This is a genomic window from Pseudochrobactrum mosebachae (assembly GCF_048914685.1).
GTDB lineage: Bacteria > Pseudomonadota > Alphaproteobacteria > Rhizobiales > Rhizobiaceae > Pseudochrobactrum.
In genome coordinates this window covers 2,575,631-2,598,000 of the sequence record NZ_CP128408.1, presented here as the reverse complement: position 1 = coordinate 2,598,000, position 22,370 = coordinate 2,575,631, and the positions used below count along the sequence as shown (strand labels likewise).

Sequence of the window (22,370 nt, the reverse complement as noted above, 5' to 3'; positions counted from 1 at the left end):
TTACGCAGTTAACGACTTGATAAGACTCTCATTTAGCAAAGTCTCACCAAGCCAGTTGAGCCGGTTTATACAGATATGCCCGCTATCAATCAGGTCATTATCATCACCGGTTTGCGTTGAATGCGGGCGCCCGCGTGGCACCATCAGCACTGTCTCATCGTCAGCACTGTGCAACACCTGCGCAGAGCCTGCAATCTTATCGCGCCCGATACGGGGTTGGGCAACCGGGGCAGGCAGACTATGGGGCAGATTGATACTCAGCCAATGGCCTTCACACTGCCAACTGCTACGCTGCGCCCACAATGTTTGCAGTAAGATGACCAGCGCCTGTATATCCTGCGGTGTGCGTCTTGGCTGCTTGACTTGTGAAAAACCGATAGCCGGAATACCCCAGAATGTTGCCTCACGGGCAATACCAAGCGTGCCGGAATAGGCCAAATCTTCCGCCACATTGCGCCCGTCATTAATGCCCGCTAACACCAGGTCAGGCTTGGCTGTATCCTTAAACAGCCATGTCATCGCGCTCACCACACAATCGGCAGGCGTACCGGAACATGAATAGCGCTGCGCACCGCGCTTCACCATAGTCAAAGGTCTGCCCACTGTGATTGACGATCCTGCAGCCGTGCGTTTGGCATCGGGCGCCACCACCCAAACATCATCGCTCAGAGCGTGTGCCGCCTGCTCCAGAAATGCCAGCCCATCCGCATCAATACCGTCATCATTACACACTAAAATGCGCATCATGATTGTGCCTCCAACACGATCACATCGCCGCTTTTGGCATCTGTGCGTAGCGCCGGAATATGCACTGCCAGCTCGGCGAGTAAATAGGCCGAGCATGAATGTCCAAGCACCGGTGGTTTACCTGCCTGCTCCCACAGCATAAGCATTCCGCTCAGGGTCGGGTGGGTCGGCAGCCTTATCCAGTCGGCCAGCTCGTCATTCAGCATATTGAAAGCCGGCGTATCTTCCGGAACATGCCCCGTCAGCAATACCGGCCAGCCGGTTTTAACCGCACGGTTCATGGCATAGACCGACGGTCCTGCACATCCCATAGCATCAAAACTCAGCAGCGGGCAGCGCGGCATTGCCTGATCTTCACGCCAATCCTGTGCCGTATGCAACAGCTGGTTGAGCCGTGCCGCAACACCATCGCGCAATGCTCCGCTCACAGCAATCTGCTCTGCAAGGGCTGCACGCATATCTGCATGAATGGCAAAGCCAACCGGCATCAGCGCCATCAGTTCCAGTGAGCGGCCGGACAGCGGTGTGGGCAGCAAACAACCATCGCGATTGCTCAAAATCCACTCGCGAATTTCCTGCACCCGCATATCACCGGAAACCACATCCGCACCATAAGAAGCGTCCAGCAACAGCAAATCACACTGCGGAAATGCATCCATTTCCAGCACCGGACTATCCGGCACCACATCACCGCTATAGAGAACTTTACGTCCCTGCAGAGTGACACAAAACCAGACACCGCCAACCACATGACCGGAGCAGCCGGTGGTAATTTCCGCCTCACCAACCTGTAAAATATCACCGGCTGTAAACAGCTCAATACGGTCATGCGGGAATGTGACTGCTTCCAGATGATGCTTTTCAGCATAATTCTGCACTGTTTGTACAGCTTCTGAAAGCGTCTCGGCACTCATCAGAATACGTCCCTGAAAGCCTTGGCTCAGCAACCATAATAACCCGCCGACATGATCCTCATGAGCATGCGAAATGAGCACAGCATCAAGCGCGGCAATATCACCATCACTGATCAGCGGATAATAATCGCGTCCGCTGGCACCGACTTTAATGCCGATATCAAACAGCAGTCGGGTATTAGCAGTGCTTATGCCAACCCCCAAACGTCCTTTTTCGCCAAAGCCGCCATGCAGAGTTATTTTCATGTTTTGTCTGCTTCCGGTAATACCCAGCCCGAGCGGATATTTAATTGCACAGTTTCATCGGGGCTTAATCTGGCAGGATCAGCCAGATTAAAATGTAAATTCAATTCAGGTTTCTGCACAGCCACCGCTTCGATACGCGAGCCGCCGCCCTGATAGACCGAGCGTTTAACGCGGGCGGAAAATCCCCTGTCTTTGACCAGCTCCAGATCGTCCTCACGAACGCAGATCTGTGCATTATTGCGCACAACTTCATTGGCACGGCAGCGCAAGCGCACTTGTATGCCAAGTACCTGCGCTTCACAGAAACCGCTGCCATTGACGCTGATAATATCAGCCGGCAGCACCATGCCTTGTGCAATAAACGAGGCAACCATGGCATTGGCAGGTTCGTTATAGAGCGTTTGCGGTGTTGCAAATTGCATCAACCTGCCCTGATCCATCACTGCAATACGATCCGCCAGCGCCATAGCCTCGGCCTGATCATGGGTAATATAGACAATGGTGGTGCCGGTGCGTTTATGAAAGCGCGCAAACTCGTCTTCCATTGAGGCGCGTAAATGCACATCAAGATTAGCCAGCGGCTCGTCAAACAGCACCAGTGACGGCGTTGCCACAAGACAGCGCGCCAGCGCCACGCGCTGCCGCTGGCCGCCCGAAAGATTGGCCGGACGGCGCTCGCCAAAGCCCTGCAAATTAACCAGCTTCAACGCCTCTTCCACACGGCGCAGACGCTCGGCCTTGTCAATTTTGGCAACTTTGAGACTATAGCCAACATTTTCAGCCACGCTCATATGCGGCCACAGCGCATAATTTTGAAATACAATGCCCACGCGGCGTTTTTCCGGTGGCACAAAATGCCCCTGTCCGGTTACAAGCACCTCGCCAACATGGATTGCACCATCATCCGCCTGCTCAAATCCGGCAATCATGCGCAGTAAAGTAGTCTTACCGCAGCCCGATGGCCCCAGCACCGCAATAAACTCACCATTGGTAATATCCAGCGAAACATCAGACAAAACTTTTGTGCCGTTAAAACTCTTGGAAAGATGAGAGATGTTTAATCCCGCCATGGCAGAACTCCGTCTGGCAGATATCTGGCAAATAAATTGGTTACCAGCATCAGTAAGAATGTAATCAGCACGACCAGCACAGAAACCGCTGCCGCAAAAGGTGAATCACCACCCTGCTCAAATGAAAAGATCACCACGCCCAGTGTTTCCGATCCTGATGACCATAGCAGCGCTGAAACAGTCAGCTCCGAAAAAGCCGTCATAAAAATCAGCACACCACCGGCAAGCGTTGCCGGCGCCACCAGTGGAAACACAATTGTGCGCAAACGGGTGAGCAAACCCGCACCAGCCACCTGCGCCGCCTCTTCCAATGCGCGGTCAATCTGGTGCAAGCCGGTTATGGTCGGACGCAATGCCAGCACCAAAAACCGTGCCAGATAGGCATAGAGAATAATCCAGATTGTATTGTAAAGATGTAATCCTACCACCGGAATGGGCTTGAGAAACATCAGCAAGGCAGCAATCGACAATACCACCCCCGGTAAAGCATAGGGCAGTTCGGCTGCAAGATTGAGCAGCCTTGTCCACCAGCGCGACCGCCATGTGATCAGATAACCAAGCGGCACCGCAACCAAAACCGCAAAACCTGCGGCTGCAAGCGACAGCGTGAATGAATTGAACAGCGCCCGCCGCACACCGGCATGTTCGAACAACACGAATTTCAGATTATCTGCGGTTGCAGTTTGCAAGGTCAACGGAATGCCGAAGGCAGGCACCAGCGCTGTCAGCAGCAAGCCGAACATCGGCAGCAGCAGCACAATCACAATCAGCAGCCAACACAAAATCTCAACCGGTAACCGGCGTTTGCCCAGTGGAAAAGGCGCTATGGGCAAAGAGGTTGAGGCAATCCGGTAATCACGGCGGCGTGCCATATAATCCTGACACAGAATACCCGCCATGGCGATCACACCGATCAGCATCGACAAAACAGCCACTTCCGACAACACCGACGGTCCGCCACCTGCCAGTTTCTGATAAATCAGGGTTGGCAGGACCAGTACATTGGCCGGAATACCCAAAAATGCAGGAATACCGAAATTGCCGACACAGGATACAAAAGCCAGTGCCGATGCCCCGATCACCGAAGGGGTCATCAGTGGCAGAATGATTGTAGCCGTCACCTGCCATTTACTGGCGCCACTGCTTAAGGCTGCTTCAACCAGCTCACGCGGCAGCTTGCGTAAGCCCGCTCGCACGATCAGAAACACCAACGGCGCATATTGAATGCCCAGCAATGCAATAATACCGCTGATAGAATAGAGCGGATTGCGGCTGCCAAGCTCGGGTGCCAAACCAATCAGTTTTAAAAACGGGCTGGCAGGACCAAATAATTGCAACCATGCCAGCGCTGTCACCTGCGGGGCAATCAAAAGCGGCACCACAAAAAGCAACACAAAAATACCACGGCCGCGAATATTGGTCAGGCTGACCAAGAGCGCGACAGTGCTGCCAAGCAGCACCGCAAGCAGTGTACCGCCAAAACCGGTTATGAGCGAATTACGGGTCGCAACCCATGTGGATTTTGAACGCAACGCAGATTGCAAAGCGCTGTCAGTCAACTGGCCGTTGGGCGCAATAATCTCACTGGCCAAACGCAGCATCGGCCATAAAGACAGCAAAAACACAATCGCTGCCACAAGAAAGATCAGAGCCGTATCCCGGCTCTGACCAAATATTTTATCGGACATTAAAATGATGCCTTAACCGCCGAACAGCTCCGAGAAGCGTTTTTTATCGGCCTCTGTTACACCCAGAACTTTGAGTGTATCAATCGGCATGATGTTAATTTTAGTGCCTTCAGGCAACCAGCTCGGACGACCAACAGACTCTTTAGCAGGCAGATAACCCTGCTCCAGAGCCAGTTTTTGCCCGTCATCTGAGAGAATGAAATCAACAAATTTTTCTGCGCCCGTAATGTTTTTAGCAGTTGCCATAATTGCCACCGGCTCGGTTACCGCAGGCACACCCTCTTTAGGAAAGACAAACTCAACCGGTGAGCCTTTGGCTTTGGCATTCAACGCCATAAAGTCAACCAGAATGCCATAAGGCTTTTCACCGCTGGCAACCGATTTCAGCACCGCACCATTGCCCCGCACGCTGATCAGCTCATTGGTTTTGAGCTTTTCGAAATAATCCCAGCCCAACTCTGAATTCATCGCAAACCCGGATAAAAGATAGGCTGCAGCACCCGAATAAAGCGGGCTTGGCATTACGATCTGGCCTTTATAATCATCCTTGCCAAGATCAGCCCAGCTCTCAGGCTTGTTCTTAGCAGCACTATTATAGGCAATACCGGTGGTGATCAGCTTGGAGCCGAAATAGGTTTTATCTTTATCAAACGAACCCTCAGTCAGACCATCGGTCTTAGCGCCCTCATAGGCTTTAAGACGATCATCTTTTTTCAATAATTCCATCGACACAGCATCAGCAATCAGCAGTACATCCGGCTGCGGCGCACCGGCCGCAAATTCGGCTGCAAGCTTGCTCAAGATATCGCTGGTACCGGAGCGAAACACCTGCACATCAATATCAGGATTGGCCTTGCGGAATGCTTCAACCGTCTTGGTCGCATCGGCTTCCGGCTGCGACGTATAGAGATTGAGTGTTTCGGCCTGTACCGCAGCACCGCTCATCAGCAAAGCCAGAGCCGTTGCCAGAACAGTATTTCGACGGTCGCGTTTCTGCATCATGATCACTATCCCTGAAAATCATTCATCCGATACCGGATAACAACCGGTATGTCGCCTTCATCTATTAAATGAACACTACAAGTTTATGACAAAGAATAAATACATCACAAAAAACAAACAGGGCATTGTTTGCACAATGCCCTGTTTTATGAATATATTTTATAAATAAAAGGCTAAAATCCACGCGCTTAGCCCGGTTAAGGACTCAGAACGTCGCTCTTTACACAACTAGCGGCTCAGAGCCTTGCCCATTGTTTAATTCAGGGCTTAAAAACGCGCGCATTGTTTAATGCAGGGCTTAGAAACGCGCCCCGGCAAAATGCGCGATTTGTGCACCCGCCTCATAATAAGCTTCGCGAATAGCAAGCATCGACTGGGTTTCAGGCTCAGTCACCGGCAATGGCATCTCGGTCTCAGCAATTTCGCCACTGATATGACGTGCCAGCAAATTACCAAACACAGTGCCGGTAGCAATACCACGACCATTATAACCGCTGAAGCCGATCACATTTTTATCGAAACGATGGAGTTTAGGCAGGCTGTCATCGGTCATGCCGATCATACCATACCATTCATAATCAAACTCAACATTGCCAAGCTGCGGAAACAGGCGCTTCATCTCACGCTTTGCCCATGCCGTATGAACAGCAGTTCCGGTATTGCGCAATGCACCAACACTGCCAAACACCAGTCGGCCAGCCTGATCATAGCGATAGGAAGACAGAACCTGCTTCGTATCCCAGACGCCTTGGCGTTCCGGCAAGATTTGTGCCTGCAACTCTTTTGACAGTGGTTTGGTCGCCAGATTGAAATATGGCAGATGCATGATTTCTGCACGGATCTGCGGCCATGGGGCAGTTGTATAGGCATTGGTCGCCACAACAATCCACTGAGCACGCACTGTACCCTGCGCGGTTTTAACCACCCAGCCATTGCCTTGACGCTCGGTGCCAATCACCGGCGATCCGGTAAAAATCTGTGCTCCGGCCGCAAGTGCTGCATGCGCCAGTCCACGCACATAGGCCAGCGGCTGAATGGTACCGGCACGCATATCCAGCAATGAACCGCTATAGGCTTTTGTGCCAAGTTTGCGGGCAGTTTCTTCAGCATTGAGCAGCGTTACCGGCGCGCCGCGGCGCTGCCATTGTTCCACACGGTTTTCCAGCTCACGCAATCCGCTTGCACCAACCGCACAATGCAATGTGCCGGTGCGCGTCGCTTCGCAGGCGATACCATGCTTATTAATCCGTTCGAAAACCATTTTTGGACCATTGCCGAGTTCTTCCAGCAAACGGTCGCCATATTTTTGACCGAGCACGCCTGGCAGATCATCCGGCATGACCCACATGCCCGCATTAACCAGACCGACATTACGACCCGAGCCGCCAAAGCCGATTTCAACACCTTCAAGCACGGCAACTTTTGACCCGCGCTCAGCAAGATTGAGTGCCGTTGAAAGACCGGTGAAACCGCCACCAACAACCACCACATCAACACTGATATCACCTTTAAGAACAGGCGTTACCGGAGCCGCTGGCGCTGATTTTTCCCAAAGACCGTGCGAACGTGGATTATTGAGCATGTTAGTTTCGATTCTTAAAAACAGGGGTCACAAAAACATTTACAGGAAAAGTGAAATCCGCTCTTCAAGTATTGTAGCAATGTATTTTTATATACTTTTGAATTTTGGCAGCAGTAGCAATGTTTTCGCAACAGATCATTCGCCTGCGGAATGATCTGTTGGAAACACTCAACTATTCGGCACTCAGATGCACCAGCGCCATATAATCATGCTGGCCGACCTGCCCGCGAATCCAGCTTGAAAATGTTTGAATCAACGGATTCTCATGTTTGCCTTCCGGCACCACAAGATAATAGTCATTCTCAGTACGCATCGGCTTATCAAACAGAATACGCAAACGACCGTCCTGCAATTCCTTTTCAATGAGATAAACCGGCAGCAAACCAACACCAAGGCCGGCAACGGCCGCTTCAATCACCATAGAAAACTGGTCAAAGCGGTGGCCGCTATAGGTGGTGCGGGCATCAACTTCACAAAGCTCAAACCACTGTGTCCACATTTTAGGACGTGTGGTCAAATGCAAGAGCGGCTCTTTTTGCAGATCTTCCGGCTCGACAATCCGATGGCTTTCAATCAGTGCGGTACTGGCAACCGGCACCACAAGTTCACTGCATAGATAGTTGCAGGTCGCATGTGCCCAGACCGGCTGACCATAATGAATAGCCATATCAAACGGGTAGTCTTCAAAATCAAACACGCCGGTGCGTGAGCCAACATTAAACGCCACGCCGGGATTTTCAGTAATAAAATCCGGAATGCGCGGCATCAGCCAACGCGCGCCAAAGGTTGGCAGCGTTGCCACACTAAAGGCTGAGGAAGATTGCGCAGACGCCATAGCCCGCAGCATTGTATCTTCTGTCTGGTTCAAAAGCCTGCGAACTTCAGGCAAAAACTTGCGCCCGGCATCAGACAACAGAATACGCTGACGGATTCGCTCGAATAGCAAAACCCCGAGCTGTCCCTCCAAATCCTTGATCTGGCGGCTCACCGCGCTTTGGGTCAGGTTCAGCTCATGGGCTGCCTGTGTGAAACTGCCATGACGTGCAGCGCATTCAAAAGCCTGCAAAATGGCGATATCCGGGATTAGCCGACGACTGAGCTTCATTCCTGCCTCGCATAAACATAGTCGGTTTCGTCGCAATACTGCGGCCACTACAGCTGATATGATCAATTTTAGTCATGATATCAACATCTGTTGCGTATTTCATCCGATGGAAATCGATTTAAAAAGAAATTATGCAGCCTTTTAAACACAACGCGATGCGCTTATGCGGCTCCCAAAGAGCATAAACCATCACATAAGACGGAAAGCCCCCAAGGAGGCAAACCATGAACTTCGTATCAGCCGATAGCATTCGCTCCGCATTTTCGGCCGCCATGTCCGGCATGTACCGCACTGAAGTACCGGCTTACGGCACGCTGATGGAACTGGTAGCAGATGTTAATGCGGCAACGCTGAAAGCCCAGCCGGAAATGCTGGAGCGATTGGAAGACACTGATTCTCTGGATCGTATTTCAGAAGAGCGTCATGGCGCCATCCGTCTTGGTACCGCCGCAGAATTATCGATGATGCGCCGCGCTTATGCGGTAATGGGTATGTATCCGGTTGGTTATTATGATCTGTCGGCTGCCGGTGTGCCTGTGCATTCCACCGCATTTCGTCCGGTTGCAGATGCATCGCTCAAGATCAACCCGTTCCGCGTTTTCACCTCGCTGCTGCGTCTTGATCTGATTGCAGATGAAGCCCTGCGTGCAGAAGCTGAAGAAACATTGGCCAAGCGCAATATTTTCACTGCCGGTGCGATTGAGCTGATTGAGCTTGCTGAAAAACAAGGTGGCCTCACCCAAACGCAGGCTGACAAATTCGTTCTCGAAGTACTGGAAACATTCCGCTGGCATGATAAAGCCAATGTAAGCGCTGATCTCTATCACCGTTTGCATGATGCACATCGCCTGATCGCTGATGTTGTGTCTTTCAAAGGCCCGCATATCAACCATCTGACACCACGCACATTGGATATTGATGCGATTCAGGCGCAGATGCCGGAGCGCAACATTTCCCCTAAAGCTGTTGTTGAAGGCCCGCCAACCCGTAAATGCGCGGTTCTCTTGCGTCAGACTTCTTTCAAAGCACTGGAAGAATCAGTTTCCTTCACCGATGAAAACGGCGAATGGAAAGCTGGCACACATACTGCCCGTTTTGGTGAAATCGAACAGCGCGGTATTGCGCTGACACCAAAAGGCCGCGGCCTTTATGATGCATTGCTGGATAAAACCCGCGCCCGTATTCGCCCTGCGCCAGACGGTTCCAATGCCGCAGACTATGTGCGTATACTTGGTGAAGTTTTTGAAGAATTTCCGGACACATGGGCTGAAATTCGTGAACAGGGTCTTGGTTACTTCGCTTACAGCGTTGCAGACCGTTCGAAAGCCAAACATGAGCTGAGCCTTGCCAATCTTGATGCATTAATTGCAGATGGTGCAATCCAGTTCGACGCAATTGTCTATGAAGATTTCCTGCCGGTCAGTGCTGCGGGTATCTTCCAGTCCAATCTGGGCGACGACGATACACAGGAATTCACTGAAAGCCCGAACCAAAAGCGTTTCGAGAGCGATCTCGGCGCAACCGTACTCAATGAATTTGAACATTATGCCCGCATTGAGCGCGAATCTGTTGAGGCAGCACTTAAGGCTCTCGCCTTTACCGCCGCAGCAGAATAACACCGTAAGCTATCTAAACAGCAGCCTGCCATAAACCGCAGGCTGCTCAGAACGATAAAAGAATAGGGAATGCGAATGACCACCGATACTAAAAAAGTAAACGTCAAGCAGGAAGCTGCAGACATCCTCGCCAAGCTCGGCGTTGACAGCGCTGCCTATACCGGCGGTGATCTTGCCTCGTTCAGCCCGGTTACCGGTGAACAGATCGGCGCTCTCAAAACTCATTCGGCTGCAGACACTGCCCGTATGATCGAAGAAGCTGATGCAGCTTACCGCACATGGCGCGATGTTCCGGCTCCACGCCGCGGTGAACTGATCCGCCTTCTCGGTGAAGAACTGCGCGCGACCAAAGACGATCTCGGCCGTTTGGTTTCGATTGAAGCCGGTAAGATCACTTCAGAAGGTCTTGGCGAAGTTCAGGAAATGATCGACATCTGCGATTTCGCAGTTGGTCTTTCCCGTCAGCTTTACGGTTTGACCATTGCGACCGAGCGTCCTGGTCACCGCATGATGGAGACATGGCACCCGATTGGTGTTGTCGGCGTTATCTCTGCCTTCAACTTCCCGGTTGCTGTTTGGTCATGGAACGCAGCTCTGGCACTGGTTGCCGGTGATGCAGTTGTATGGAAGCCTTCAGAAAAAACTCCGCTCACAGCACTTGCTTGTGAAGCTATCTTCAACCGTGCAGTTGCACGCTTTGGTGCAGATGCGCCTAAGGGTCTGTCGGCTGTAATCATCGGCGATCGTACAATCGGTGAAGTTCTGGTTGACCATCCGAAGGTTCCGCTGGTTTCGGCAACCGGTTCCACACGCATGGGCCGTGATGTTGGCCCGCGTCTTGCCAAGCGTTTTGCCCGCGCCATTCTCGAACTCGGCGGCAACAATGCCGGTATCGTCTGCCCGTCAGCCGATCTCGACATGGCTCTGCGCGCTATTGCTTTTGGTGCCATGGGCACTGCCGGTCAGCGTTGCACAACCATGCGCCGCCTGTTCGTGCATGAAAGCGTATACGACACCCTCGTACCACGCTTGACCAAAGCTTATGAAAGCGTATCCGTTGGCAATCCGCTGGAATCTTCAGCTCTGGTTGGCCCGCTGATCGACAAAATGTCTTTCGACGCGATGCAGAAAGCGATTGCAGATGCCAAAGCCCATGGTGGCAAGGTTACCGGTGGTGACCGCGTAGCAATCGGCGAAGACAGTGCATATTATGTAAAGCCTGCTATCGTTGAAATGCCTTCACAGGTTGGTCCGGTTTTCGAAGAAACCTTCGCACCGATCCTTTATGTGATGAAATATAGTGATTTCGACGATGTACTCGTACACCACAACGCAGTTGGTGCCGGTCTGTCATCTTCGATCTTCACACTCAACCTGCAGGAAGCTGAGCGTTTCCTCTCATCCTCAGGTTCGGATTGCGGTATTGCCAACGTTAACATCGGTACATCCGGTGCTGAAATCGGCGGCGCATTCGGTGGTGAAAAAGAAACCGGTGGCGGTCGTGAATCCGGTTCGGATGCATGGAAGGCCTATATGCGCCGTGCAACCAACACCGTAAACTACTCCAAGGCACTGCCGCTCGCACAGGGCGTATCCTTCGATATCGAATAATCATCAATCTGATGATCAAAGAAAAGCCCCGCAATGCGGGGCTTTTTTATTTCTACAACAAACTCGGCGTCCAAGATTTTGGTTATGGCGTGGCGAAAATGGTGATTTTTGAGAACCGGCGCGCAGCGTACTATTGTACGTAAGCACCGGAAGTGGAGGAAATTTCCATTTGCAGCCCGTCAGAGCCGAAATCCCATTTAGCCCATGCGTTCAGAAGCATAAGAACCCGGGCTGGCCGGAAACACAACTGTGCGGTTGCCGTTGAGGAAAACACGGTGATGAATATGGGCATGAATGGCACGCGCCAACACCTGCGCTTCAACATCACGGCCGATCGAAACATAATCGGCAGCGCTTTGGGCATGAGTGATGCGGGCAACATCCTGCTCGATGATCGGGCCTTCATCAAGATCTGCGGTCACATAATGTGCAGTAGCGCCGATCAGTTTAACACCGCGCTCATAGGCCTGCTTGTAAGGATTGGCACCTTTAAATGATGGTAGGAACGAGTGGTGAATATTGATTATTTTGCCAGACATTTGCTGGCTGAGATCATCGGAGAGCACCTGCATATAGCGCGCCAGAACCACCAGCTCCGTGCCGGTTTCATTAACAATATCCAGCATCCGCGCTTCGGCTTTCGCCTTATTTTCTTTGGTCACCGCAATATGGTGAAACGGAATATCATGATTGACCACAACCTTCTGATAATCAAAATGGTTGGAAATAACCCCGACAATATCAATCGGCAATCCACCGATTTTCCAGCGATAGAGCAGATCATTGAGGCAATGACCAAAACGTGAGACCATCAACAGGGTTTTCACTTTTTTGCGGGTATCGTGGAAATCATAAATCATGCCGAATTCATCAGCTGCGGCCTGAAAGCCACCGGCAACCTGCTCAAAGCTTTTATCTTGTTCAATGATAAAGCTGACCCGCATAAAGAATTTACCGGTGTCCAGATCGTCAAACTGGGCGCTATCAACGATATTACACCCCATAGTCGCAAGATATCCGGAAATAGCAGCAACTATACCGAGGCGTGACTGGCAACTGACGGTCAACACATAATTTTGCATGGGGCGCATACCTTAAGTTTCAAGAGTTTATCAACAGAGCAGCTTCGTAAAACTTGCCATGCTCTGGCGGTTCCTTTCAAACCGGAACCGCTAAGATGCTCTTACACAGAATTTTCAGGCTTTACAGTCCCGTTTACGCTTTTGTTTGACGGATTTCTGTCAAACACCCTTAAAAGCTCTGGTTAAATGTAACACCCGCCACAGCGCAATTTTATCGTAAGGGTCGCGGCTCATAAATGCGGATTGCGCGCTTTATATTTTTCGACCAATCGCGCATTGATGTCAGCGGCACCCGGCATATTGGCGCTGCGATAGACCGGCACATCCCCACCATCACGGCTCAGTTCTGCGGCAACAGCTGTCAGCACGGCATTAAGAATTGTTGCTCCTATCGCGGTTGAAACTGCACCCGCCTTCATTTCCGAGCCCGGCAATTGCACCAGCGCATCACCGGCAGGTATCTGATTGTCGAGAACAATATCAGCAAGCTCTGCAAGCCGCACACGTCCGTTTGCCGCCTGCAGCGAATAAGCAACCGAAGTGAGGGCAATAATCGCGGCTCCCTGATCGCGACCAAAACGGGCAGCCTCTATAGGTGCAGCATTCACACCGGAATTTGAAACCACAATCAGCACATCACCGGCACCAATGCCATAACGCTCCAGCAACGGCTGCACGAGACCGCTGATACGTTCGAATTGGGTGCTGGAATAAGCCCCTTCATGCAGCATGGTCATGGCTGAAAGCACTGGCACCGTGATGGCCAATCCGCCCGCGCGGTAATGCACTTCCTCTGCCAGCATATGCGAATGGCCGGTACCAAACACAAATACCCGCTTGTCTTGTCTGGCCGCTTCTAAAATCAAATCAACAGCCTGCGCCATAGAGTGCGCCTGACTGGCCTGCACCTGTTTGATTTGGGCGATCAGCTTGCCGAAATATTCATCAATGACAGCCATGCTCATAGCGCTTGATCCTGATTTTGATCAAAATTTTGCCCCTGACCAGCAATCCATGTTGCTTTGACATGACATTGATCATCGAGCCATACCAGATCAGCACGTTTATTAGGTGCCAACACACCTCGATCTGTCAGCTTCAAAAATGCTGCCGGATAGGATGTGGCCATCCGCAGCGCTTCTTCGGTTGAAAGGTCAAGTTTCGCCATACCATAGCGGATGGCAGATGCCATATCGAGATCAGACCCCGCCAGCGTTTTACCGTCTTCCAGCACCAATTTAGGACAATAACCGCCCTCAATGCGCTGAATGGTGCGGCCATTCAATTGAAATGTATCACGCCCTGAACCTACCAGTGACATCGCATCGGTGACAAAAAACAGGCGCCCCTCACCACGCTTTGCCCGCAAGGCTACACGCAGTGCTGCCGGTTCCACATGATGTCCATCGGCAATAATTCCACCCCAAACCGCAGGATGATCAAGAGCAGCACCGACAAGATTAGGTGCTCTGTGCCCAAACTGGCTCATCGCATTAAACAAATGGGTAACGCCACGTGCACCGGCATCAAAGCGCTGCATCGCCTCTTCATAGCTGCAATCACTATGACCGATACTAACAATCACGCCGCCTTCAGCCAGTTCACGCACCTGATCGGGCGTAATCTGTTCAGCGGCAATCGTCACCACCAGACAACCGGTTTTCTCTGTGCCGGTTTTCTGAGTACCAATCTTCTCAGCAGTTGCAATCATAGCTTTAATATCATCAGCCGCCACAGGGCGCATCAGTTCAGCCAGATGTGCACCTTTTTTTGTCGGCGCCAGATGCGGGCCTTCAAGATGCAAACCGGCCACGCCTTTATCGGCAGCAACCGCATCTGCCGCCACTGCCATTGCATTGGCGGTAACCGCGCCGGTATCCGTAATCAAAGTTGGCAGCAGGCTGGTGGTACCATAAGGACGGTGTCCGGCAGCAATCGTAAACATCAGCTCGGCAGACGGCCCGTCATTCAGCATAACCCCGCCGCCGCCATTAACCTGCGCATCAATAAATCCCGGCGCCAGAATACCGCCCTGCAGATCAATGATCTGGGTATTTTCAGGCCAGCTTTGTCCCTGATCATTGCCCGCTTCAACGAGGCGGATAATTTTGCCATTCTCGATCAGCAAACCGCTCTGCTCATGAAATCTGTGGCCATCAAATAAACGTGCACCATGCAGCAACTGAATACTCATCACACAGTCTCCGTTACCTTATTTAAATTAAGTGGCTTATCCGGATTAAAGCCTTTGCGGCGGGTAGCCGCCTCGATAACCCGGTAATAGGCGGCCAGCGCCACCAGCGGATCCACAAAGGCCGAGCCGGTTTGCGGTGTCTTGATATGTTGCCACGGCAAATCCAGCGGTGAAATAGCCAGAATGGAACCGCCAATACGCTCAAGATGCTCTAAAGCCAGCATATTATGCTGATAAGCCTGATCCTGCGCCAGAAAGGCAATAATCGGAAAACCACCTTCAACCAAACGCATCGGCCCGTGCATCAGCTCTGCTAGCGAAAATGCCTCGGCATGAATTGCAGAGGTTTCCTTGGCTTTCAGTGCCGCTTCCAGCGCGATTGCCATTGAAGGTCCGCGCCCGCCAATAAACAGCGACTGTTTTTCCGCCAAGCTGTTTTCAACTGCATTGCCCGCAGCCACATTTACGCCAGCCAGCGCATCGGGTAGTTTTTGCAAACCGTTTTGCAAAGACATGTCCTTGCTCACAGCGGCAACAACACCTGCCAATGCGGCCGCAGATGCGATAAACGACTTGGTGGCTGCCACGCTTTTTTCAGTCCCTGCGCCAAGAGCCAACACAATATCGGCATCACGTGCTAGCGGGCTGTCAGTCACATTCACCACGGCGATTGTTACTGCACCAGCATTTTTGGCGGCGCGCTGCATAGCAACAATATCAGGGCTGGCGCCTGATTGCGAAACAGTAAAATGCACCGCAGAGCCGAGCTGCAACGGCGCATTATAAACAGAGGCAACGGAAGGCCCGAGTGAGGCAACCGGCAAGCCGAGTGTAATCTCTGCCAGATATTTAAAATAGGTCGTTGCATGGTCAGAAGAGCCACGGGCGCAGGTCGAAATCAATGCAGGTTTACGTGATGCGAACAAGGCTGCGATTTCTTCAAAAACCAACCTCTGATCTTGTAAAAGGCCAGCAACAATGGCGGCCGCCTGTTCAGTTTCCTGAAGCATTAATGATGGTAGTGCGGTCATCCGACCTCTCCCGTTTTCAATTCCGCAATAAAGTCATATGCATCCCCGCGATAAAGCGAACGGGTATATTCAACAATTCGGTCTGTCTGCGTGCGCGATACGCGCTCCATCTGCAAAGCCGCAGCTTTATCAGCCACACCGAGCAAACGCGCATTAACCGGATCCAGCACAATGGCCGTTAACCGCTGCAGCGCCCGCACCGGCTTATAGCCATGCTGTTCCAGCGCGGTATAGAGCGATAAGGCACCGCTCAGCACTGCTTGCGCCAGCTCACGCTCCTGCCCGCTATTGGATAATCTATGCGGCTCTGCTGCCGTGCCGAGCAAACGCTGCGGTACCACAGCGCGTTCAATTGCCATCGGCATATCATCGGCAAGGCGCAAACGCTCAACCCGCACCACCTGATCCTGCATGGAAATACCAAGCTGAAATGCCTCTTCCGGCGACGGATTACCGATACCACCAGAGAGAATACGCACCCCCGGCACTTTGCCCCGTGCGATCATATCCTGTGAAAATGATGTCAGCTGCCACAGCGGCTGGCTGATCTTCTGAGGTCTCTCGCAAATATAGGTGCCGCTGCCGTGACGGCGCTCAACAAGGCGGTTTTCAAGCAAAGACTGATAGGCCGAGCGGATGGTAACACGCGCCATTCCCAGCGCCTGCGCCAGTTCACGCTCCGGCGGCAGACTGCTGCCGGCAGTCAAATTGCCGTCTTCAATCAGATTGGTCAGCACCAGCGCAACCTGCTTATAAAGCGGGCCGCCAATGGTTTGCGCTGCTAAACCACTCTGCAGCAAAGGGAGTAATCTGGTATTATCCATCGCTCAAACATAATACCTTTTTAAGACCACTGGCAAATGAATAATCATGCCCGCACCAATAAAAAAACAGGAGCCGGAGCTCCTGTCTTTTTAAGCGGGTAATGGTTTTTCTTCATCCGGTACAGCACCGGATTCCGGTTCACTCTTGGGCTGTTCCGGCTCTTTAATGCGAAACCATGCCACATAGAGCGCCGGCAGAAACAGCAATGTAATCACTGTTCCGGCAATAATACCGCCCATCATTGCATAGGCCATCGGCCCCCAGAACACCTCGCGCGAGATCGGGATCAGCGCCAGACTGGCCGCCGCCGCTGTAAGTGCAATCGGCCGCATACGATGTTGTGAGGCATAGGCGACAGAATCCCACGGATGCATACCCTCTTTAATATGATCCTCAATCTGCACTATCAGGATCACCGAGTTACGGATCAGGATACCGATCAGCGCCAGCACACCGAGAATAGCTACAAAGCCGAGCGGCTTGCCACTTGGCAGCAATGCCGCCACCACACCAATCAGTCCAAGCGGTGCCACCGCCACCACCAGAAACAGCCGCTGAAAACTTTGCAGCTGGATCATCAGAATGGTCGCCATCACAAACAGCATCAAAGGCACAACGGCCGCAATAGGCCCCTGACTTTTAGTGCTTTCTTCAACAGTACCGGCAGTATGAACCGAATAACCCGCAGGCATAGTCTGCGCAAAGAGATCAACATCTTTCTGCATCTCCTCGACAACGGTTGCCGGCATTGTCTTATCGAGAATACCTGCCGCAACCGTTATGGTTGGCACACGGTTACGCCGCCACACCACCGGCTGTTCCAGCTCGAATTGGAAATTGGCGATGGAAGCAAGCGGAATAGAATCCCCGTTTCCCGTACCTATCTGTAAATTGCGCAACGTCTCAATACGGTCGCGCTCCTGCTCCTGAGCGCGCACCACCACATTGATCAGATAAGTGGCATCACGTACCTGCGTAATTGCCAGCCCGCCGACAACACTGTTCAGTGTCATCGCAATATCCTTGGAGCTAACCCCAAGTTTACGGGCTTTATCCTGCAACACATCCACCCGCACCACACGCGCCGGCTCATTCCAGTCATAGGTCACAATGCCCAATCTCTGATCCTGTGCCATCACTGCAGCAAGCTTTTGCGCCTGCCCGCGCACGGTCTGAATATCAGGCCCGCTCACACGATATTGCACCGGACGCCCGACCGGAGGGCCGAGCTCGAGAAATTTAACGAAAGTATCTGTGCCGATATAATCTTTGCGCAGCACATCGTCGAATTGCTTTTTCAGCCGGTCACGCGCCTCAACATCTTTGGCAACCACCACCATTTGTCCGAAATACGGGTTAACCGGCTGCACATCAAAGGTCAGAACAAACCGCACTGCCCCCTGCCCGAGATAGCTGCTCCAATGCACAATATCTCCATTGTCTTTGAGCATTGTCTCTTCAAAACGCAGCATCTGTGCCTGTGTTTCAGCAATCGAGCTGTTTTCTGGTAACTTCCAGTCAATTACCAGCTCAGGCCGGTCAGAGGATGGAAAAAACTGTCGCTCAATCTGGGTCACACCGGCCAAGGACACAAAAAACAGCGCGATCGTTGCAACAATTGTGGTCCAGCGATGACGCATACACCACAGCAAAGCCGCATCAAAAGCCATACCGATACGGCGCGGCTTTTCATCATGTTTTTTCATGGTTTTTGGCAAAATACTCACACCGAGCAACGGAGCAAACAGCACTGCCACCACCCAAGATACTGTCAGCGATACGGCAATCACCACAAACAGCGTATAGGTATATTCGCCCGCCTGACTGGTATTGAGCCCGATCGGAATAAAGCCTGCAATCGTCACCAGTGTGCCGGTCAGCATCGGAAATGCGGTATGGGTATAAACATAAGTTGCAGCTTTGTTGATCGGATCACCGGCCTCCAGCCGAGCCACCATCATTTCCACCGCAATCATCGCATCATCCACCAGCAGCCCGAGCGCAATAATCAAAGCCCCGAGCGAAACACGCTGCAGTGAAATATCCATATATTGCATGGCCAAGAAGGTAATCGCCAGCACCAGCGGAATTGACAGCGACACCACAAAACCGGCTCGGACACCAAGACTGATAAAGCTGACAGCCAAGACGATAGCTACAGCCTCAAACAGCGCTTTCGTAAAGCCTGATACCGCATCATCAACCACCTCAGGCTGATCGGCGACCTGATGAACACTAATACCAACGGGTAACTCACTCTCAACACCTGCCATCAACTGATGCAGAGCTTTACCAAAATCCAGCAGGTTTTCATTCGGTTTCATACCGATTGCCAAACCAATCGCTGGCTGTCCGTTATACCGGAACAGGCTTTCCGGCGGATTTGTATAGCCACGCTTAATGGTCGCCACATCACTGAGACGGAAAAAACGGTCATTAACCCGCAAATTCACAGCCTTCAGGCTTTCTTCTGAGGTAAATTGCCCGCTGACACGAACAAAAAGCCGCTCCGGCCCCGCATTGATCACACCGGAAGGAGTAATCGCATTCTGATCCTGCAGGCTCTTCAAAATTGCCTGCTGATCCAGCCCTAGGGCTGCAATCTGGCGTGAGGAGAATTCAAGATAAATCACTTCATCCTGCGCGCCGATCAGATCGACTTTACCCGCACTTGGCAGCAACAAAACCTGACTGCGGATGTTTTCAACATAATCGCGCAATTGGCGGTGGCTCATACCATCCGATGTAAAGGCATAAATATTGCCATAAACATCACCGAAGCGGTCATTATAAAACGGCCCTAGAACCCCTTCAGGCAAATTGCTTTTAATATCATTGATCAGGTTGCGGGTCTGCAGCCAGATTTTCTCAACATCACGTGCTTTGGTCGTTGATTTAAGATTGATAAAAATAACAGCTTTGCCCGGTGTCGTTACCGACTTGGTAAAATCCAGACTATCAAGCTCCTGAAGTTTTTTCTCAATCCTGTCAGTGACCTGATTGAGAGTTTCCTCAACAGAGGCTCCGGGCCAGTTCGCCTGAACCAGCATGGTTTTAATCGTAAAATGCGGATCTTCCTCACGCCCCAGATTGATATAAGCAAATATACCGGCGATTAAAAACACCAGCATGAAATACCATACCAGCGAGCGATGATTGAGTGCCCAGTCAGAGAGGTTAAATTTCTTCACTGGTCTTCTCCCCGCGGCAGCTTAACCTTCTGGTTATCTTGCAGACTATACACGCCCACAGTCACAATCATCTGGCCATCTTCAATACCTGAAGCAATAAAATTGTGCTCAGTGCGTTTAACCACATCTACCGCTATACGACGCACCGATTGGCTTTGCGTATCAACTGCCCAGACATAGGTTTTACCATTTTGCTCCAGCAGCGCTGTCAATGGCAGTGTGATTTGCTTTACGCTCTCACCATGGCTGCGTAATGCGGTGATGGTTGTACCCAGACGAAATGCCTCCGGCACGTGATCCAGTGTAATTTTAACACGGCGCAAACGGGTGGCACTATCAGCTTGCGGTGCAACCTCGCGCACATGGCCACCAGCCTGAATTGTCGGATCAGCTTGCAGAAACATTAAAAACTGATCGCCATTCTTGACCGTTTCAGCGAGACTGTCCGGCATATCCACCACCGCTTCACGAATATCGGGGCGTGCTACTGTAACAATACTTTGTCCGGCCGAAACCACTTGCCCCACCTCCGCATTCACCGCAGACACCACACCGGAAAAATCAGGCTCGAGCTGTGCAAAGCCGCGCTCTTCCTGTGCTTTATGCAATGCGGCGGCGGCTTTTTCCCGCTCGGCCACCGCAGTATCCAATGCCTGTTTGGCACTGTCATACATGGATTGCGGAATACTGCGTAAATCGAGCAGTTTCGCCTGTCTGCCTTCGGTGGCAGCGGCATTAACATAATGCGCCTCGGCACTGGCCATATCGGCTTTTGCGGCCTGCAAATTCAGATCAAGCTGGGCTGGGTCAATCATCGCCACAATCTGTGATTTTTCAACAAAATCACCGATATTGACATTGCGCTGGATCAACCGGCCCATAACTCTGAAAGCAAGGTCTGTGCTGAATTGCGGTTCAACTGTACCGGCAAATCCGCCTTGTTGCGCCAGCTCTGCAGTGGCAATGACTGTCAGAACCGGCCGGATAACCGGTTCTGCTGCATCCTGATTTTCATCGCTGCACGATGTCAGCAGCAAAGCCGCACAGAGCAGCAAGCCGGTTGCACCCGAGCTGAGCAATCTGCGTACCTCCCGCATTGTCATCTCACCTGATCGCATTATTGTGCCACCTTCTGATCATCGAGCAACAAGATGTCGACTTGAGCCCCTTCACCCAGCATCTGCCCGCCGCGGGTCACAACAAGCTGCCCGTTCTCAACTCCTTCAGATATGATGATTTTCTCGCGTTCATAATCGAGCACATCGACCAGACGGGAGGACACCTTGTTAGTCTGCGGATCAATCACCCAGACTGCCGGCTTGCCCTGCTGCGATGTTAAGGCACTCCAGGGCAATATAATGGCGCGTATTGCGGGAAGCATCAGACTGCCGGTAACCGGCACGCCTAATGTCATCGCGGCCGGCGGTGTATCAATTTCCACTTTTATGCGCACAGTTCCGGTTCTGGCATTCACCACCGGTGCCACCTCCCGCACATGGCCGGTAGCACGTATAGACGGATCTGAGGTCAGTGACAGGCTGACCTGAGGCAGCGCCTTTAACCCGCCCCTTTCCTCAAGCGTTTCAGCATGTGCAGCCAAAGCTTCCTGCACGTCAAACACCGCATCCCGATCACCATCAGCAGCAATCACATAAGCCGTTTGTGCCGCCTGCACCAATTGGCCGGCCTCAATATTGCGCGCAGTCACCACACCGGAGCGCGGAGCGCGCAATTCCGTATAGCTCATCATATCCTGTGCATTCTTCATCTGGGTTTCAGCATTTTTTAATGCAGATTCAGCACGCTGTTTGGCTTCTTCAGCGCTGCCAAATTGGCTGCGGGTGGTAAAGCCCTGTTTTAAAAGTACATCCTGCCGGTTATAATTGGCCACTGCCTGTGTGAGCTGCGCCCGCGCTGCATTGAGCGATGCCTGCGCCGATTGCAATGCAGCCTGCTGATCAACCGCATCAATCCGCGCCAGCAATGAACCAGCCTCAACTTTCTGGCCCACATCAACATTGCGCTCGATCACCTGTCCGGAAGCACGAAATGCCAGATTGATAAGGTTACGCGCAGCAATACTGCCGGTAAGCATCAATTGCGAACGATAGTCAGAAACTTCAACAGTTCTGGCGCTCACAGCCACTCTGTGTGCATTATAAAGTTCTGATGCCGGCGCCAGAGCAGGTTGAGTATTTATGGTTTGTGAATGTGCTGCAAAAACAGGAACAGCAGCAAGAACAGCTATGCAAGAAAATAACCAGCGTCGTTTGCCCACCATTATGCACAACCTTTGCAACTCATTTCACAATAATAGAAACATAGCGGATAACATGAATTATAATAGAGTCTTTTGCTGTATTTTAATAAAATCATGATGCTTTTTGAGCGCAACATCTGTAAAAACAAACGCTTAAAGCATATTGCAAACAGACCACCACAAGTGCCTAGTTTGACCTTGTTTGG

General features: G+C 51.8%; 17 protein-coding genes. 2 read left to right on the top strand and 15 right to left on the bottom strand.

Features of this window, described 5'->3' with window-relative positions; genetic code table 11:
• The 7 genes from MP213Fo_RS11805 to MP213Fo_RS11775 all read right to left on the bottom strand — a co-directional run bounded on the left by MP213Fo_RS11805 (position 1) and on the right by MP213Fo_RS11775 (position 8,354).
• On the bottom strand, positions 1–744 hold the full coding sequence (locus tag MP213Fo_RS11805; protein ID WP_421091128.1) for a 5'/3'-nucleotidase SurE: 744 nt from the start codon (positions 742–744) through the stop codon (positions 1–3).
• Entirely contained in the window at positions 744–1,907 is a 1,164-nt protein-coding gene (locus MP213Fo_RS11800; protein ID WP_421089190.1) for an MBL fold metallo-hydrolase, read from the bottom strand. The genes MP213Fo_RS11805 and MP213Fo_RS11800 overlap by 1 nt, the downstream gene beginning before the upstream one ends.
• Positions 1,904–2,977: an ABC transporter ATP-binding protein gene (locus MP213Fo_RS11795; RefSeq protein WP_421089189.1), complete on the bottom strand. Its 1,074-nt coding sequence runs from the start codon at positions 2,975–2,977 to the stop codon at positions 1,904–1,906. The genes MP213Fo_RS11800 and MP213Fo_RS11795 overlap by 4 nt, the downstream gene beginning before the upstream one ends.
• Complete coding sequence (locus MP213Fo_RS11790; protein ID WP_421089188.1) at positions 2,965–4,665, bottom strand: ABC transporter permease; 1,701 nt, start codon at positions 4,663–4,665, stop codon at positions 2,965–2,967. The genes MP213Fo_RS11795 and MP213Fo_RS11790 overlap by 13 nt, the downstream gene beginning before the upstream one ends.
• Positions 4,666–4,677: 12 nt before the next feature.
• On the bottom strand, positions 4,678–5,610 hold the full coding sequence (locus MP213Fo_RS11785) for an ABC transporter substrate-binding protein (RefSeq protein WP_421091127.1): 933 nt from the start codon (positions 5,608–5,610) through the stop codon (positions 4,678–4,680).
• 355 nt (positions 5,611–5,965) lie between these two features.
• The gene (locus MP213Fo_RS11780) at positions 5,966–7,249 is read right to left on the bottom strand and encodes an NAD(P)/FAD-dependent oxidoreductase (RefSeq protein WP_421089187.1); all 1,284 of its coding nucleotides are present in this window, start codon (positions 7,247–7,249) and stop codon (positions 5,966–5,968) included.
• Between the two features lie 172 nt (positions 7,250–7,421).
• On the bottom strand, positions 7,422–8,354 hold the full coding sequence (locus MP213Fo_RS11775; protein ID WP_421089186.1) for a LysR family transcriptional regulator: 933 nt from the start codon (positions 8,352–8,354) through the stop codon (positions 7,422–7,424).
• A 224-nt stretch (positions 8,355–8,578) separates the two neighbouring features.
• On the opposite strand from MP213Fo_RS11775, the gene MP213Fo_RS11770 reads away from it, so the two are divergent.
• A complete protein-coding gene (locus tag MP213Fo_RS11770; RefSeq protein ID WP_421089185.1) occupies positions 8,579–9,970 on the top strand; it encodes a VOC family protein in 1,392 nt (463 codons plus the stop codon).
• A gap of 75 nt (positions 9,971–10,045) precedes the next feature.
• Complete coding sequence (locus MP213Fo_RS11765; RefSeq protein ID WP_421089184.1) at positions 10,046–11,581, top strand: aldehyde dehydrogenase family protein; 1,536 nt, start codon at positions 10,046–10,048, stop codon at positions 11,579–11,581.
• A gap of 197 nt (positions 11,582–11,778) precedes the next feature.
• Here the strand turns inward: MP213Fo_RS11765 and purU are convergent, their stop codons facing one another.
• The 8 genes from purU to MP213Fo_RS11725 all read right to left on the bottom strand — a co-directional run bounded on the left by purU (position 11,779) and on the right by MP213Fo_RS11725 (position 22,044).
• Entirely contained in the window at positions 11,779–12,663 is an 885-nt protein-coding gene (gene purU, locus MP213Fo_RS11760) for a formyltetrahydrofolate deformylase (RefSeq protein WP_421089183.1), read from the bottom strand.
• 230 nt (positions 12,664–12,893) lie between these two features.
• Complete coding sequence (locus MP213Fo_RS11755) at positions 12,894–13,622, bottom strand: SIS domain-containing protein (protein WP_421091126.1); 729 nt, start codon at positions 13,620–13,622, stop codon at positions 12,894–12,896.
• Between the two features lie 2 nt (positions 13,623–13,624).
• Complete coding sequence (gene nagA / locus MP213Fo_RS11750) at positions 13,625–14,857, bottom strand: N-acetylglucosamine-6-phosphate deacetylase (RefSeq protein ID WP_421089182.1); 1,233 nt, start codon at positions 14,855–14,857, stop codon at positions 13,625–13,627.
• Positions 14,857–15,888, bottom strand: coding sequence for an SIS domain-containing protein (locus MP213Fo_RS11745; RefSeq protein ID WP_421089181.1), 1,032 nt, complete (start codon positions 15,886–15,888; stop codon positions 14,857–14,859). The genes nagA and MP213Fo_RS11745 overlap by 1 nt, the downstream gene beginning before the upstream one ends.
• A complete protein-coding gene (locus MP213Fo_RS11740) occupies positions 15,885–16,712 on the bottom strand; it encodes a GntR family transcriptional regulator (protein WP_421089180.1) in 828 nt (275 codons plus the stop codon). The genes MP213Fo_RS11745 and MP213Fo_RS11740 overlap by 4 nt, the downstream gene beginning before the upstream one ends.
• 90 nt (positions 16,713–16,802) lie before the next feature.
• Entirely contained in the window at positions 16,803–19,904 is a 3,102-nt protein-coding gene (locus tag MP213Fo_RS11735) for an efflux RND transporter permease subunit (RefSeq protein WP_421089179.1), read from the bottom strand.
• Positions 19,901–21,022 carry an efflux RND transporter periplasmic adaptor subunit gene (locus tag MP213Fo_RS11730; RefSeq protein WP_421089178.1) on the bottom strand — a complete coding sequence of 374 codons (1,122 nt, stop codon included), beginning with the start codon at positions 21,020–21,022 and terminating at the stop codon, positions 19,901–19,903. Before MP213Fo_RS11730 ends, MP213Fo_RS11735 begins: the two co-directional genes overlap by 4 nt.
• Positions 21,022–22,044, bottom strand: coding sequence for an efflux RND transporter periplasmic adaptor subunit (locus MP213Fo_RS11725; protein ID WP_421089177.1), 1,023 nt, complete (start codon positions 22,042–22,044; stop codon positions 21,022–21,024). Before MP213Fo_RS11725 ends, MP213Fo_RS11730 begins: the two co-directional genes overlap by 1 nt.
• Positions 22,045–22,370: the final 326 nt, after the last annotated feature.